This is a genomic window from Sphingomonas sp., from assembly GCF_017745215.1.
Taxonomy (GTDB): Bacteria; Pseudomonadota; Alphaproteobacteria; order Sphingomonadales; family Sphingomonadaceae; genus Sphingomonas.
The window spans coordinates 234,888-250,460 of sequence record NZ_JAGHZV010000008.1; the positions used below are offsets into that span (position 1 = coordinate 234,888).

The window sequence follows — 15,573 nt, forward strand, 5'->3', positions numbered from 1 at the left end:
GATCCAATCAGATTACCTAGGGGAAGGGTTCAACACATGCCGATAGTCTATATCGCCATAGCGTGCGGCATCGTCGCCGTGCTCTACGGCGTAATGACCAGCCTGCAGGTCCTGAAAGCGCCGGCTGGAAACGAGAAGATGCAAAGCATCGCCGCCGCCATCCAGGAAGGCGCCAAGGCCTATCTCGGCCGCCAGTACCGCACCATCGCCATCGTCGGCATCGTCGTCGCGGTCATCCTGTTCTTCACGCTCGGACTGCTCTCCACCGTCGCCTTCCTGATCGGCGCGGTGCTGTCGGGCGTCGCGGGCTATGTCGGCATGAACATCTCGGTGCGCGCCAACGTCCGCACCGCCGAGGCTGCGCGCGGATCGCTCCAGGGCGGCCTCACCCTCGCCTTCCGCTCGGGCGCCGTCACCGGCATGCTCGTGGCGGGCCTGGGGCTGCTCTCGATCGCGCTGCTCTTCTGGTTCCTCGTCGGCTTCCGCGGCCTGGCCCCCAACGACCATGAGGTCCCGGCGGCGCTCATGGCGCTTGCCTTCGGCGCCTCGCTGATCTCGATCTTCGCTCGCCTCGGTGGCGGTATCTTCACCAAGGCCGCCGACGTCGGCGCCGACCTGGTCGGCAAGGTCGAGGCCGGCATCCCCGAGGACGATCCTCGCAACCCCGCCGTGATCGCCGACAACGTCGGCGACAATGTCGGCGATTGCGCCGGCATGGCAGCCGATCTGTTCGAGACCTATGTCGTGACGCTGGGCATCACGATGGCGTCGATCGCGCTGTCGGTGAAGGGCGTGAGCAGCGAAACGATGCTGCATCTGATGGCGTTGCCGCTGCTCGTCGGCGGCGTGTGCGTGATCACCTCGATCATCGGCACCTACTTCGTGCGGCTGGGCAAGAGCCAGTCGATCATGGGCGCGCTCTACAAGGGCTTCATCGTCACCGCGGTGCTCTCGGTCCCGGCGATCTGGTGGGCGACGAGCTACGCGCTCGGCGACCTCTCCGCCACGATCGGCGGCACGCCGGCCGCGGTCGACACCGCGCTGACGCCCGAGGCGCAGATCGGCATGGCGGCGGCGGTTGGTCCGGCCTTCACCGGCTGGCAGCTGTTCGCCTGCATGATGATCGGCCTGGTCGTCACCGGGCTCTTGGTCTGGATCACCGAATATTACACAGGCACGCAATATCGCCCGGTCAAGTCGATCGCCAAGGCCTCGGTCACCGGGCACGGCACCAACGTCATCCAGGGCCTGGCGATCAGCCTCGAGTCGACCGCGCTGCCGACGCTGGTGATCGTGGTCGCGGTGATCGCGACCTACCTCATCGCCGGGATCATCGGCATCGCCTTCGCCGCCACCTCGCTGCTCGCGCTCGCGGGCATGGTCGTCGCGCTCGACGCCTATGGCCCGGTGACCGACAATGCCGGCGGCATCGCCGAGATGGCGGGGCTGGAGGACGAGGTCCGCAAGAAGACCGACGCGCTCGACGCGGTGGGCAACACCACCAAGGCCGTCACCAAGGGCTATGCCATCGGCTCGGCCGCGCTCGCCGCGCTCGTTCTGTTCGGCGCCTATACGACCGACCTGAAGAAGTACTTCCCCGACGCCGGCAACGACGCGGGCCTCTTCAGCCTGTCGAGCCCCTATGTCGTCGTGGGCCTCCTCCTCGGCGCGCTGCTGCCCTATCTGTTCGGCGCCTTCGGCATGACCGCCGTGGGCCGTGCGGCGGGGGCAGTGGTCGAGGACGTCCGTAACCAGTTCCGGAACAACCCCGGCATCATGGAAGGCACCAGCAAGCCTGACTATGGCCACACCGTGGACATCGTCACCAAGGCGGCGATCAAGGAGATGATCGTCCCTTCGCTGCTGCCGGTGCTGGCGCCGATCGTGGTCTATTTCGCGATCTCGTTCGTCGCCGCAACCTTCGCGCCGGCGGACATCGGCCATTACACCTCGCCGGAAGCCTATGGCCAGGCGCAGGGCTTCGCCGCGGTCGGCGCGCTGCTGCTCGGCGTGATCGTCTCGGGGCTGTTCGTCGCCATCTCGATGACCTCGGGCGGCGGCGCCTGGGACAATGCCAAGAAGTATATCGAGGACGGCAACTTCGGCGGCAAGGGCTCGGAAGCCCATAAGGCCGCGGTCACCGGCGACACGGTGGGCGACCCGTACAAGGATACGGCGGGCCCGGCGGTGAACCCGATGATCAAGATCACCAACATCGTCGCGCTGCTGCTGCTTGCAGCGCTCGCCGCGAACGCGGCGGGCTGACCGCCGGCCGCCTCGCGCGGAACCAGGGCCGCCGCTCTCCCCCCGGGGAGGGCGGCGGTCTCTTATTGAGGGGGTCCGGTTTGAATAAACCGTCATCCCGGCGAAAGCCGGGACCCAGGGCCGCGAGCGATGTCCTCTGCAACCCTGGGTCCCGGCTTCGCCGGGATGACGATTCTGGATCGGATCGCGCCCGGTCCGGTGGCTACTTCTTCTTCCCCACCACCAGCCGGCCGATCAGCCGCGCGTCCTGGCCGCGGCCCTTGTCGCCGTCGGTGAGCTCGATGTCGACGCTCTCCTCGCGCTCGGTCGGGCGGCCGAAGTCGCGGATGAGGTGCGCAGTGATCACCGAGGGGCCGTTGGGGTTGATCGCGTCGAGGCGATAGACGTCGGCCTGGACGACATAGGTCCCGTCGGGCGCGCGACGGAGGAGATATTCCTCCGGGCCATAGCCGTCGGTCATGTCGTCGGAGAGGTGGCCGCCGATCGCGGTGCGCTGGTTCGAATAGATCGCGCGCTCGCCGTTGGGCTCGTCGACCCACAGGTCGAGGTCGGTCGCATCGGTGTCCCAGTCGACCACGACGCGCAGGTCCACGTCGAGCTTGCGCACCAGCCGCGGGTCGAGCTCCGCCTTGCCGCCGAGCGCGATCAGCCTGGGAATCAGCGTGTTCACTTCCATCAGCGACACCATCTCGACGCCGTCCCAGGCATCGTCCCAGGGCGTCATGATCACTTCGGTGAGCAGCTTGACCGCGCGTTCAAGGTCCGCGCGCGCCGTCGCGGGGCGCAGCGCCGCGCGCCGGGCGAGTGCCAGTGCGAGCAGCCGCCTTGGCTGGGGCCGCTCGCTCTCCAGCGCCGCGAGCCGCTCGCGCAGCTCGATCGCATGGTCGAGGTCGCCATAGCGTTCGAGCCGCGCGGCGACGATGGCGATCGTCTCGCTGTTCGCCACCGGCAGGTCGAGCGCGCTCAGCAGCATCTCGCGCGCCGCTTCGGGCTTGCCGTGGCGCCGCAGCCATTCGGCGGTGTCGAAATAAAAGGCGGGCGCGGCGCCCTGCTTCTCCTCGACTTCGACGAAACGCTTGTCGAAGGTGGCCGGGGCGGCGTCGAACGCCTTCAGATACTCGCGCGTCGGTTGCCAGGCCTCGAGCTCGATGGTGGCGGACGGATCGCTGTCCGGCAGCTTGCCGACGTCCTCCGCATCGATCGACGTCACGGCGTTCGCGACCATGCTCACCTGCGGCGCGGCGCGCACGCCGGTGACCACCACTTCGGCCTCGCCCCCGTCCTGATCGGGCGCGGGTTCGGCTGTCGGCATGGGGGTGGGCTCGGGCGCGGGCGGCGGCACGACGGTCGCCGGGGGCGGCGGCGAGGGTGCAGGCGCTTCCTTGGGCTTCTTCGGTCTCGCATCGGGGTCGAAGCGCGTCTCCCACCATTTGACCTGCTCCGCCCAGCGCTCCGCGACCACGCCCAGCCGCTCGGCCTTGGCCTCGGCCTTCTCGTCGTCCGCGCCCTTGCGCATCTCGCGCCATTCGGCGAGCTGCTCCTCGGGATAGTCCTTGGGCGGATCGACGTCGGCGCGCGCGTAGTCCGAAGGCGTCTCGAGCACCACGAACGACAGATCGGGGCTGGCGACGCCGTAGCGCCGGCTGAGCGCGACATAATCGGCGCGCTGCACCGTCGGATCGAGGCCGGTGAGCGTATCCGAAGCGAGCAGCACACCTTCGCCGTCGAACGCCACCGCGATCTCGGGCACCGCCAGCGTCACGTCGCGGCCGCCGACATGCACGGTCACGCCGCCGCTCGCCGGTGCTCGCGCGACAACCATCCAGCGCCCCGAACGGCCTTCGAGCGCAGTATAGGGGAGCGCCTGGCCCGCCGCGTCGAACACGCCGGTGACGCCGCTGTCACGCGCGGCCAGCGCCTTCTCGATCGCGGAAGCATCGCTGCCGAGCGCGAAGGCGCGGCCGCCGTGGCGCTTGGCGAGGTTGCGCAGCCAGGCGAGGTCCGCGACCGGCGCGCTCGTCACGGCGTCGAGCCGGCAACGCGCGCGCAACGTGAAGCCGCGGTCGAGTTGCGGCCGTCCGCCGGAGAAGAGCAGGCAGCGGTCCGCCGCCGCGCGATCCTCGCCCAGCGCCGCATAGCTGGTCGCGCCGCGATACTGGACCTTCTCGAGCAGCGCGATCGCGACGTCGGCACTGCCGACGCGGCTGCGCTGCGCCCCATTGCTGTTGAAGGTCACCACTTCGATGCTTCTGGGCGCGAGCGCCGCCAGCGTGTGGCGGAGCAGCGCCAGCTCGGCCGCGTGCCGCGCATCGCGTCGCGCGCGCGACCGGTCCCAGTAGATGCGCACGCTCTCGACCGGCGCCGGCGCGCCCGCGGGGCCGGTGTCGCCGCTCAGCTGTACCGAGCGCTCGCCATAGCCGTTGCGGCTGAGCAGGGCCGCGAAGGGCTGGCGCGCGATGGTGAGCGCGCCGACAAGCGCCGTCCTGCCCTCGCCGCGCGCGACGAGGTCCTGCCCTTCGCGCACCATCGGCGCGACGCCGCGACCCGGCCAGGCGAGCGCCGGCTCGGGCAGGTCGCCGCTCGCGCGCACGGTGATCGACCAGCCTTCGGACGGCGCGCCGAGATCGAGCGGCAGCCGGTAGATCTCGTCCGAGGCCGAAGGCGCGAGCAGCGGCGCGACGAAGCGGATGCGGATCGTCCGCCCCTTGTCGGGCAGGATCGGGAAGACCCTGGTGCGGAACTCGCCGCCCGCGGTCACTTCGGCCATGCCCGGATCGACCTTCTGGCGGACGCGCTCCTCATAGACCGCCTTGGCCTTGGGCTGGTCGACGAGCACGCCGTCGACCAAGCGCCCGTCGATATCGAGCGCATAGCCCGTCACCACTGCGCCTTCGGGCAGGCGCAGGCGGAAGTCGCCCTGGAGCCGGTCCTCGCCGGGGTTGAGGAAGCTCGCCGTCACCACCGTCTCGGCGATGCCGCCGCGCACCGCCACCGCGACGTCGAGCCGGCGGAGCTTGAGCTCGGCCGCATGCTGCTCGTCGTCGACGCCGCCCACCTGCGCGGTGAGGCCGGGATTGGCGCCGCCCTGGGCGAAGGCGGCAGCCGGCGCGAGCGCAAGCGCGGCGGTAGCCAGAAGCCAGCATGCCTTCATGTGATCCTCCCCTCGGACACCCCTTGCCGACGGAGGCTATGCCCATCATATGACAATCACAACAGGCACTTGGCGGCCGACTTCGTCGCGCCTTCCCTTTTGGCGCGCGCCGAGCTAAAGCCTCGCGCCACCGCCAGCCCACCGATTGAGGTTCATTTGGCCAAAGAAGAACTGCTTGAAATGCGCGGACAGGTTGTGGAGCTTCTCCCCAACGCGATGTTCCGCGTCCGGCTCGAGAACGACCATGAGATTCTCGGCCACACCGCCGGCAAGATGCGCAAGAACCGCATCCGCGTGCTCGTCGGCGACGAAGTGCTCGTCGAGCTCACGCCCTACGACCTGACCAAGGGCCGCATCACCTACCGCTTCAAGTGACGGAACGGGCCCTGCGGCTCGTCCTCGCCTCGACCTCGCCGCGCCGCCGCGAGCTGCTCGCGCGGATCGGGGCCGTGCCCGATCGCATCGCCGCGCCCGATGTCGACGAGGATGTCCTCCCCGGCGAGCTGCCGCGCGCCTATGTGCTGCGCGTCGCCATCGCCAAGGCGCAGGCGGTGGCGCGCGAAGCCGACGAGATCGTCCTCGCTGGCGACACCACCATCGCGGTCGGCCGCCGCATCCTCGCCAAGCCCGAGGACGAGGCCGACCTGCGCCGGATGCTCGGCCTGCTCTCGGGCCGGCGCCACCATTGCCTCTCGGCGATCTGCCTGGTCGGGCTCGACGGCAAGCCGCGCACGCGGCTCTCGGACACGATCGTCACCTTCAAGCGGCTGACCGAGCAGGAGATCGACTGGTACGTCGCCAGCGGCGAGGGCATGGGCAAGGCGGGCGGCTATGCGATCCAGGGCCGCGCCGAGGCGTTCGTGCGCGCGCTCTCGGGCAGCCATTCGGGCGTGGTCGGCCTGCCGGTGTTCGAGACGCGCGCGCTGCTCGAATCGGCGGGCTATCGGCTTGGCTGAGTGGCTCTACGAGGCCGGGATCGGCGAGGCGCGCGCCGCGCTGGTCGAGCATGGCCGAATCCTCGAGGCGCGGATCGAGCTGCCGGGGCTGCGCGCGGGGAGCGTGATCGCGGGCCGGCTGCGGCCTGAGCGGCGGGTCGAACTGGACGGCGGCGGCGAGGCGCTGCTCGATGCAGCGCCCAGGGGGCTGAGCGAAGGCCGACCGATCACGGTGCGGATCACCCGCGAGGCGATCCCCGAGCCCGGCCGCGCCAAGCTCGCCAAGGCCGTCGCGACCGACGAGCCCCCTGCCCCCGGCCCCGACCTGCTCGAACGCATCCGCGCGAGCGGGCTCCCCGTCCGCCAGTTGCGCGCCTATGAGCCGGATGCGCTGGAGCACGCCGGCTGGTCCGAAGTGCTCGAGGAAGCGCTGACCGGCGAGATCGCCTTCCCCGGCGGCGCGCTGCGCATGGCGGTGACGCCGGCGATGACCTTGTTCGACGTCGATGGCAGCCTCGACGCGCAAGCGCTCGCGCTCGCCGCCGCGCCCGCGGTCGCCCGGGCGATCATCCGCCACGATGTCGCCGGATCGATCGGGATCGACTTCCCGACCCTCCCCGACAAGGCGGCGCGGGGCGCCGTCGCCGAAGCGCTCGACGCGGCGCTGCCCAAGCCCTTCGAGCGGACCGCGGTCAACGGCTTCGGCTTCCTCCAGATCATCCGGCCGCGCCTCAGGCCCTCGCTCCCCGAGCTGCTGCGCGCCGACCCGCCGGGCGCCGCAGCGCGTGCCGAGCTTCGCCGGATCGAGCGCCTTCCCCCGCCGTGGACGGCACCCCATATCGTGCCGGCGGCCATTCACCGTCGGATGGCCGCCCATCCCGGATGGCGCGAGGAACTGACACGCCGGATGGGCGCGGCAATTCGGATCGAGCCCGACGAGAGAGACGCATGAACCGCAACACCTGCCCGCTCTGCGCCAAGCCGAGCAGCGCGGCCCACGCCCCCTTCTGCAGCCGCGGCTGCAAGGATCGCGACCTGCTGCAATGGCTGGGCGAAGGCTATCGCATCCCTGGCGAACCGGTGGACCCGGAAGCGCAAAGCAGGCTGGACAGCGCCGATTCGCGCGACTAAGAGGCGCGCTCCCCGGGGCCTCCGGGGCCATGCCCGGGTAGCTCAGTTGGTAGAGCATGCGACTGAAAATCGCAGTGTCGGCGGTTCGACTCCGTCCCCGGGCACCACTTTTCCGGTAGATACAGAGACGCACCAGGATAGCCGGGAGTGAGCGCGCTTTGTCGCGCCTTCTGCGTGACTTACGACTGGCATGAAAGGGCATCGAGCGAAACTCGCGAGGTGCTTTGCCGGAAATCTACAGTCGGCAATTCCTCTTTGGGGCAAGGCGGCGATGTGGGTCTATTTTAATCCTTCAACCAGTCAGCTGTGATCTCACCCTTATGCCCCTCCGGCGCCAGCGCGGCGCGAAGGGCTTCCAACAGAGGCGGCAGCGCCTGCGTGAAGGCGTAGGGCGGGTTGACGATGAAAAGACCCGCGCCGTTGTAGATACCGGACTGAACGCCATCATACAGCCAATGCTCCACATCCATGAATTTGGGGATACCGAGCTTGCGTAACTGCTCTTTCCACCGCCAATGCGTGGTGCGGTCTTTCAGCGGATACCAGATCACCGTCACGCCATGCGCCCATTTGCGGTAAGCGGCCGCGAGGCTGGCTGTGATACGGGCGCGTTCGTCTGTCTGCTCGTACGGCGGATCGACCACCACCACGCCGCGCCCGGTGCGGGTGGGGAGCATCGCCAGCCAAAGCTCGTAGGCGTCGCGCTCATGCACGGCAGCGGGTGTGCCGCGCATCGCGCCGCGCAGGGCGCTGGCGTCCTCGGGATGTTTTTCATTGAGGATCAGGAAGTCCTGCGGGCGCAGAAGCTGCGCCAGAATGCGCGGTGAGCCGGGGTAGAGGTGCGGCTCGGTCCCGATATTCACCGCCTGGACAGCGGCGCGGTAGTCGTTCAGCAACGGGTTCGGGTCGGCAAAGGCCCGCAGCACACCCTCCTTGGCCTCGCCGGTGCGTTGGGCCCGATCGCCGTCAAGGTCGTAGAGCCCGCAACCGGAATGGGTGTCGATCAGGGTCAGCGCGCCCTGTTTGAGCTGCAAGGCCCGGACGAGGGCGATCAGGAGGCTATGCTTCACGACATCGGCGCTGTTGCCGGCATGGAAGGAATGGCGATAATTCATTGGAATCCAAAACCCTGCCGATTGGCCTTTGTACGAGCCGCCAGGCGAGGAAGCCGAGCGCGAGACGATTGAAGCAACCAATCCGAAAGCTCGTATGCGCCAGGCGGAAAGCTTCAAAGCCCCTCTGTGCGAAGCCCCAAATCCACTTTAGCGGTCGGCGGCAACTGACGGCAGGTACGGCTTTGATCCGCAATCCCGCCAACCGGTTCACCTTCATCCGCCATACGTGCCACTGGTAATCTCGCCCACTGAGAACGCCTCGAACTGGCCCGGCGCGATCCCGGCGACAGACCAGTCGCCGATTGACCAGCGCACCAGCCTTAGGGTGGGCAACCCGACCGCCGCCGTCATTCGGCGCACTTGCCGGTTGCGCCCTTCGCGGATGGCGATTTTAAGCCAGCTGTCGAGGATGGCCTTGCGCTGGCGTATCGGCGGATCGCGCGGCCACAGGTCCGGCTCGTCGATGCGAGCAACATCGGCAGGCAGGGTCATGCCATCCTTGAGCCGGACGCCCTGTCGCAAGCGCTCAAGTTCCAGCTCCTGCGGATCGCCTTCGACCTGCACAAGGTAGGTCTTGGGCAACTTGAAGCGTGGATCCGAAATTCGCGCCTGCAGCCGCCCATCATCGCATAACAGCAGGAGGCCCTCGCTGTCCCGATCGAGCCTCCCGGCGGGATAGACGCCCTTCACCGTAATGAAATCCGACAATGTCGACCGAAGTGTTGGCGATCCGCGGTCGGTGAATTGCGACAAGACCCCAAAGGGTTTGTTGAACAGTAGCAGCCGGGCCATCCCGGGTTCATATCGTTCGGTTGCGGCTATGTCTTCAGGCCCATGCCGCCGCCGGATTGGCTGCGCCCGCTGGACTCACCCGAGAGGTGTCGGTCGGCTTTCCGGTTTTCTCAGCTAGGGCCGTTCAGCTCTCGGCCCACGCGCCATCAGGCTGGTTCGGTAAAAGCTGCTCCGTCGGTTGCCGAGGCCGGGTTTCGGGTTCCGCAAGATGCGCACCTTCGAGGTCAGCGCCGCCCGCGTGCTTTCGAGACGATCTCCAACGCAGTTGCCGTCTCGACGATACGTACGGGGTAGATCTCGGCGATCGTTCGCGCGAAGCGTCTGGCGTCGTCGACATGGAATGCCCCGCTCACGCGGATTCCCGCGACCTCGGGGTCACGGACCAGCAGCGGCTTGCCGTGCGAATGCCGATTGAGCTCCGCCGCCGCGTCGCCGAGCGGCGTGTCGTGGAAGCTGACCATGCCCTGCTGCCAATCTTCCGCACCCACTCGGTCGGCGCGCGTCACGGTGACGCCCGCCGGCCCCGCATCGAGCCGCTGGCCCGCGCCCAGTTCGACGATAGCATCCGCTCCACCGGTCCCGGTGGCGACCCGCACGCGCCCCTCGACCAGGATCACGCGAAGCGCAGAACCTCGCACCCGCACCTCGAACTGCGTGCCGAGCGCGGTCACGCTGCGCTTCGCGTTCTCGACGACGAACGGTCGGCCCGGGTCGTGCGCGACGCGGAAGAAGGCCTGGCCGCGCAGAAGCTCGATGCGGCGATGCGCCTGGTCGTAATCAAGGGCCAGGGCCGTGTCGGCGTCGAGCGTGACCGTGCTTCCGTCGGCGAGCTTGACCGTCCGCTGCTCGCTCTGCGTCGAGAGGATCGTCCTCGTGCCCGGCGGGTTCGCGGCGATGCGGGTCGGCGCGCCGCCGAGCCCGAACTGCGAGCCGAGGCCGCTCGCCAACAGCATCACGCCGGCAATCACAACGAACGCAATCGAGGCGGCCGCGGCGACCCGCCACTGCGGCCAGCCCCAGCGCAATGGGTCGTCCGCCTGCTTCAGCGCCTCGATATCGGCTTCGTCGGCGCCGGCCAGATCCACCCAAGTGGCGCAGGCGCGCGCCCAGGCCAATCCGTGCGCGGGATCCGCGTCGAGCCATTGCAGGAAGACCCGCTCGTCGTCGGGATCGTCGACGGCGTCCTGGCGGACGAGCCACAGCGCAGCGGCATCGTCCGGCGACATCGCCAGCACTTGCTCCAGCGTCAGGACGGAGCGGAGCATCTATTCGGCCTCCCGCATCGCCGCAAGGAGCCGCTCGGTGGCGCGCAACATATGCTTTTCGACCGCGCTCACCGAAATGCCGAACGCCGCGGCGATCTCGCGATAGGCCTGGCCCTCGAGGCGCCGCATCGCGAAGATCGAGCGTGTCCGCTCGGGCAGCGCCTGGAGGGCGGCCAGCGCGACATGCAGGCTTTGTCGCTTCTCGAGGATATGGGCAGCATCGAAATCGACATCGGCGTGCGCCTCATTGTCGAACGGGACATGATCCTCGGCGTGCCGGACGGTCTGGCGGCGATGCCGGTCCATGGCCACGCTCGCGGCGGTCTGGAAAAGATAGCCGCCGAGATTGGCGACGCCCTCCTCGCTCTGACGGACGGCGAGGCGCAGGAAGACCTCCTGGACCAGATCCTCGATTTCGTTGGCGTTCGAGGTCTTGCGCCGGAAATAGTGAAGCAATGCGGGCCGGAACTGCGCCGCCTGTTGCAGCAATGCGCTATCGCCACCATCCCCGGGCCCTCGCATGGCGGCACGATGCCGGATCGCCCCCATCCCGTCGAGCACAAAGGGTCGCCCTGCCTCTTGCGCCATTCGCGGATTGCACCGTCCTCGACCATGTCCCTACCGGGCAAGACGCAGCGATCGAGCCGATCCACACGCGAAGTTTCCTTTCGAATCGAGGCCTTGCCCGCTGCCTGTTTCGCTGGTGAGGCTTTGCCCAAAGGCTGCGTCTTGATTGTCGAGGGGCCGGTTCAGTCACCGGTTTGCGGAAAGGACGTCTGTCATGCTCGAAAAGCAGGAACAGAATTTCGGCGTCGATCTGCCGAACCCTGCATCCGATACCCTGCTGCAGCTCCGCCTCGCCGACAGGGAATCCGTCACCGAGGCGCGCGCGGTCCGATTCGGTCGCTTCACCGTCTACCCGGGCGCAAGGCTGCTGCTGCGCGACGGGGAGCCGGTCTGTATCGGCGGGCGGGCCTTCGATCTGCTCGTCATCCTCCTGCGTTCGCGCGGGCAGGTCGTGACCAAGCAGGAGATCACCCGGCACGTCTGGCCGGCGACCTTCGTCGAAGAGAGCAATCTCCGCTTCCAGGTCGGGTGCCTGCGCCGGGCGCTGGGCCGCGACGGGCATTTGATCAAATCGATCGCCGGCCGCGGCTATCTGCTCGCCGCCGATCATAGGGAGTGCGAGCCCGTGGATCCGCACGGCACCTTCGACGATGGTCCCCAGGACGAACTTCTCGAAGGATTCCTGCGGACCGCGGCGATGCTGGTTTCCAGCTATGGTTCGCTCGACGCCTTTCTGGGCGCCCTCGCCGCGCACCGCCGCTAGCCGGCCGGCTCCGCTGCGGGAGCCGGCCCGACCTTCTCAATCCCCGCTCGCGGCGCGCTCGATCATCCTTGCGACGATGTCGGGATGCGAGATCATCACGACATGCGATGCGCCCGGGACTTCGATCGCCTCGCGCGCATGGGCACGTTTCGCCATGAACGCATGCAGCTTGGCCGGGATGTTGCGGTCGAGCTCGCCCCAGACGAACCAGGAGGGCAGCGTGTGCCAGGATTGCACCTCCGCCGGCTCGCCCAGCGCGGTGTCGGAGACCGGCCGCTGCGTCGCGGCCATCCGGATCGCCTCGACCTCCGGCACGTCGGCGGCGAACTGCTTCCAGTAGCGCGCCTGCAGGATGTAGAGGTCGGCGCCGCCGCCCTGGAGCGGAACAGGCGGCGCGAGCGCGGCGCCGAGCGTGCCGGTCGGGAACTGGGCGCCGAGGCTCGCGGCGCTCTCGCCTACGTCCGGGGCAACGCCCGCGACGAAGACCAGCGCCCTGACGTTGGGGCGCTTGGCCGCGGCGACCGAGATCACTTCGCCGCCATAGGAATGGCCGACCAGCACGACCGGCCCGGGCAGGCTCGCAACCAGGCTGGCGACATAGGCGGCGTCGCCCTTGAGCGTGCGCAGCGGCACCGCTGCGGCGATCACCGGATAGCCGTCCGCGCGCAGCATCCCGATCACGCCGTTCCAGCTCGAGGATTCGGCGAAGGCGCCATGCACGAGGACGATCGTGGGCTTGGCGGCCTCGGGGGCATCGGTCTGGGCGGCTGCCGGACCGGCGAGGGCCAGTGCGGCCGCCGCTACGGTGACGATGGGTTTGCGCATCGGGCGATTCCTTCCGTTTGGGGGACTTCGCGCCGTCGATGCGCTCGCCCGATCGCAGCTGTCGCGTGAGATGTGAGGAGTAATTGGCAGGCGTGGCCATCGGCCACTCGCCTTCTCACCACCCCTCACGGCAACTCGCTCCAAGCGGATCGGCGCCCGGCATAGACCGGCCCACGCGGCGGCGAAGCGACGCTGCCACGAGCGCAGCCAAGCCAGCAAGGAGGCCGGAATGTCCGGAAATGCATCATGTCATCTCGCGACATCGCGCCGCCGGGTGCTGGTCGGAGCGAGCGGTCTAGCGGCCGTCTCCGCGCTGAATCTCGCCGGAGCCGCCCTCGCCGGCGGACCCGGCCTCCCTTCTCCATCTCCTGCGAAGGATCCCTTCATGAGCACGATCAAGACAAGCGACGGCGCCGAGATTTTCTACAAGGATTGGGGCGAAGGGCCTGTCGTGGCCTTCTCGCACGGCTGGCCGCTCAACGCCGATACCTGGGAGGACCAGCTTCTCTTCCTCGCCTCGCGCGGCTTCCGGGTGATCGCCCATGACCGCCGCGGCCATGGCCGATCGAGCCAGACCTGGAACGGCAACGACATGGACACCTATGCCGACGACCTGGCCGCGCTGGTCCGCACGCTCGACCTGCACGACGTGACGCACGTCGGCCATTCGACCGGCGGCGGCGAAGTCGCGCGCTATATCGGCCGGCACGGCACGGCGCGCGTGAAGAAGGCGGTGCTGGTCTCCGCGGTGCCGCCGACGATGCTCAAGACGGCCGCCAATCCCGGCGGGCTGCCGATCGAAGCGTTCGACGCGCTCCGCCAGGGCGTGGCGAGCGACCGATCGCAATTCTACCGCGACCTGAGCATCCCCTTCTACGGCGCGAACCGTCCGGGCTCGACCGTCTCGCAAGGCGTGCGCGACGCCTTCTGGCTCCATTGCATGATGTGCGGGATCAAGGCGTCGTACGACTGCATCAAGCAGTTCTCGGAGACCGTTTTCACCGAGGATCTGAAGCGCTTCGACGTGCCGACGCTGCTCATCCACGGCAGCGACGACCAGATCGTGCCCTATCCGGACTCGGCGCCGCTCTCGGCCAAGCTCATCAAGGGCGCCGTCCTCAAGACCTATGACGGGGCGCCCCACGGCTTGCCCGCGACGCACCGCGACCGGTTCAACGCCGACCTGCTCGACTTCCTCAAGGCCTGACGCGGCTCTGCAACGCCTCGCCCTCTCCCAGTTGCAGGCGCCCGCCTCGTCAGGCCGGCGGCCGGAGTCCGCCCCCCCAAACTCCGGCCGCCGCCCCTTGTTTCACAGCCCCACGGAGGCGGAGCAGCCGCGCTCCGCAACCAAGGTATCGCCATGACCATCCCGTCCGCCTTCCGCTCGCTGGCGCTGGCCACGACCCTGTTCGCCGGACCGCCGGCCCTCGCGCAGGCCGCGCCCGACACGCCCTTCGCGACGATCAACGCCGCCGCGGCGGCCAGCCCGATCACCGTCACCCGGCTGCGCGGCAACATCGCCATGCTCGATGGGTCGGGCGGCAACATCACCGCCTTTGCGAGCCCCGATGGAATCTTCCTGGTCGACACCGGGATCGCGGTGTCGCGCGGGAAGATCCTGAAGGCGCTGGCCTCGCTCGGGCCCGGACGCATCAGGATGGCCGTCGACACGCACTGGCACTGGGACCATGCCGACGGCAATGGCTGGGTCCGCGCGGCGGGCGCCAGCGTCATCGCCGATGCCAGGGCCTATCAGCGGCTGACCCAGGCCCTCCGCGTGGTCGAATGGAAGCACACCTTCACGCCCAAGCTGCCGGCCGAGCTGCCGGACCTGGTGATCTCGGGCGACACGACATTGCATGTCGGCGGCGAGACGATCCTGATCCGCCATTATCAGTCGGGCCATACCGACGGCGACCTCTCGGTCTATTTCGAGGGCGCGGACGTTCTCTCGGTCGGCGACACCTTCTGGAACGGACAATATCCGTTCATCGACTATGCGACCGGTGGGAGCATCGACGGCGCGATCGCCGCTGCCAATGCCAATATCGCCATGTCGACGGACAAGACGATCATCGTGCCCGGCCACGGTCCCGTCGGTGACCGGGCGTCTCAGATCGCGTTCCGCGACATGCTGGTGGCGATCCGCGATCGCATCGCCGCGCTGAAGAGCAAGGGGATGACGATCGACGAGGTCGAGGCCGCCAGGCCGACCGCGGACTTCGACGCCGTCTGGGGCCGCTCGATCATCGACGGCTCGCTGTTCACCGCGCTGGTCTATCGCGGCGTCTGAGGTCCGGGAGAATTTTCATGAGAACCGTCCTCGTCCCGCTCGCAGGAGCCCTGTTCGCCATGTCCACACCGGCCCTCGCCCAGACCGCCGAGGAGGTCCTCGGACCGGCTGCGGTCCTTCCGCTGGCCGGGCAGCAGCCTGCGCCACGGCTCTTCGCCGATCCGCCGCGGCCCGAAGCGCTCGCGCGCGGGCTGGTGGTCATCCAGTACCGCGCGGAGAATCTGCGGATCGTGCCCGTGTACGGACCCAATGCGCTCGACGTGACTCCGCGCATCGGCCATGTCCATGTCACGCTCGACGACGCGCCCTGGCACTGGGTCGACGCCAGCGGCGAGCCGATCATCCTCCAATATCTGCCGGCCGGGCCGCACACGCTGCTGATCGAGCTGGTCGACGCCAACCACAAGCCGTTCGACCGGGCGGTGATTTCCTTCGTGGTGCCGCCGAGGCCGCCGGCGCATTGAAAGGCGC

At 68.6% G+C, this 15,573-nt stretch carries 15 protein-coding genes and 1 tRNA gene; 10 read left to right on the top strand and 6 right to left on the bottom strand.

The annotated features are described in order from the left end of the window. Positions 1-36: 36 nt before the first annotated feature. Positions 37-2,265, top strand: coding sequence for a sodium-translocating pyrophosphatase (locus J7495_RS10740; protein WP_294056492.1), 2,229 nt, complete (start codon positions 37-39; stop codon positions 2,263-2,265). A 202-nt stretch (positions 2,266-2,467) separates the two neighbouring features. Here J7495_RS10740 and J7495_RS10745 read toward each other — a convergent pair whose 3' ends face one another. Beyond that, entirely contained in the window at positions 2,468-5,416 is a 2,949-nt protein-coding gene (locus J7495_RS10745; RefSeq protein WP_294056493.1) for a VIT domain-containing protein, read from the bottom strand. A gap of 156 nt (positions 5,417-5,572) precedes the next feature. On the opposite strand from J7495_RS10745, the gene infA reads away from it, so the two are divergent. From infA to J7495_RS10770, 5 genes are all read left to right on the top strand, one after another. Further along, a complete protein-coding gene (gene infA, locus J7495_RS10750; protein ID WP_003049127.1) occupies positions 5,573-5,791 on the top strand; it encodes a translation initiation factor IF-1 in 219 nt (72 codons plus the stop codon). 11 nt (positions 5,792-5,802) lie between these two features. Then, positions 5,803-6,372 carry a nucleoside triphosphate pyrophosphatase gene (locus tag J7495_RS10755; RefSeq protein ID WP_294056546.1) on the top strand — a complete coding sequence of 190 codons (570 nt, stop codon included), beginning with the start codon at positions 5,803-5,805 and terminating at the stop codon, positions 6,370-6,372. Further along, entirely contained in the window at positions 6,365-7,303 is a 939-nt protein-coding gene (locus J7495_RS10760; protein ID WP_294056494.1) for a ribonuclease, read from the top strand. The genes J7495_RS10755 and J7495_RS10760 overlap by 8 nt, the downstream gene beginning before the upstream one ends. Further along, positions 7,300-7,482, top strand: coding sequence for a DNA gyrase inhibitor YacG (gene yacG, locus J7495_RS10765; protein WP_294056495.1), 183 nt, complete (start codon positions 7,300-7,302; stop codon positions 7,480-7,482). The genes J7495_RS10760 and yacG overlap by 4 nt, the downstream gene beginning before the upstream one ends. Positions 7,483-7,513: 31 nt before the next feature. Next, a tRNA-Phe gene (locus J7495_RS10770) sits at positions 7,514-7,589 on the top strand. A gap of 177 nt (positions 7,590-7,766) precedes the next feature. Here J7495_RS10770 and rlmJ read toward each other — a convergent pair. The 4 genes from rlmJ to J7495_RS10790 form a co-directional block, all read right to left on the bottom strand. Further along, a complete protein-coding gene (gene rlmJ / locus J7495_RS10775; protein ID WP_294056496.1) occupies positions 7,767-8,597 on the bottom strand; it encodes a 23S rRNA (adenine(2030)-N(6))-methyltransferase RlmJ in 831 nt (276 codons plus the stop codon). 213 nt (positions 8,598-8,810) lie between these two features. Further along, complete coding sequence (locus J7495_RS10780; protein WP_294056497.1) at positions 8,811-9,389, bottom strand: pseudouridine synthase; 579 nt, start codon at positions 9,387-9,389, stop codon at positions 8,811-8,813. A gap of 224 nt (positions 9,390-9,613) precedes the next feature. Then, entirely contained in the window at positions 9,614-10,654 is a 1,041-nt protein-coding gene (locus tag J7495_RS10785; protein ID WP_294056498.1) for a FecR domain-containing protein, read from the bottom strand. Next, entirely contained in the window at positions 10,655-11,215 is a 561-nt protein-coding gene (locus J7495_RS10790) for an RNA polymerase sigma factor (RefSeq protein ID WP_294056499.1), read from the bottom strand. 220 nt (positions 11,216-11,435) lie between these two features. Here J7495_RS10790 and J7495_RS10795 point away from each other — a divergent pair, with 220 nt between their 5' ends. Next, the gene (locus J7495_RS10795; RefSeq protein WP_294056500.1) at positions 11,436-11,984 is read left to right on the top strand and encodes a winged helix-turn-helix domain-containing protein; all 549 of its coding nucleotides are present in this window, start codon (positions 11,436-11,438) and stop codon (positions 11,982-11,984) included. Between the two features lie 36 nt (positions 11,985-12,020). Here J7495_RS10795 and J7495_RS10800 read toward each other — a convergent pair whose 3' ends face one another. Continuing rightward, positions 12,021-12,809 carry an alpha/beta hydrolase gene (locus J7495_RS10800; protein WP_294056501.1) on the bottom strand — a complete coding sequence of 263 codons (789 nt, stop codon included), beginning with the start codon at positions 12,807-12,809 and terminating at the stop codon, positions 12,021-12,023. Positions 12,810-13,194: 385 nt separating this feature from the next. Between J7495_RS10800 and J7495_RS10805 the strand changes: the two genes are divergently transcribed. From J7495_RS10805 to J7495_RS10815, 3 genes are all read left to right on the top strand, one after another. After that, positions 13,195-14,016, top strand: coding sequence for an alpha/beta hydrolase (locus J7495_RS10805; RefSeq protein ID WP_294056502.1), 822 nt, complete (start codon positions 13,195-13,197; stop codon positions 14,014-14,016). A gap of 153 nt (positions 14,017-14,169) precedes the next feature. Then, positions 14,170-15,102, top strand: a complete 933-nt coding sequence (locus tag J7495_RS10810) for an MBL fold metallo-hydrolase (RefSeq protein ID WP_294056503.1) — start codon at positions 14,170-14,172, stop codon at positions 15,100-15,102. A 59-nt stretch (positions 15,103-15,161) separates the two neighbouring features. After that, positions 15,162-15,566 carry a DUF6130 family protein gene (locus J7495_RS10815; RefSeq protein WP_294056504.1) on the top strand — a complete coding sequence of 135 codons (405 nt, stop codon included), beginning with the start codon at positions 15,162-15,164 and terminating at the stop codon, positions 15,564-15,566. The last annotated feature ends 7 nt before the right edge of the window (positions 15,567-15,573 follow it).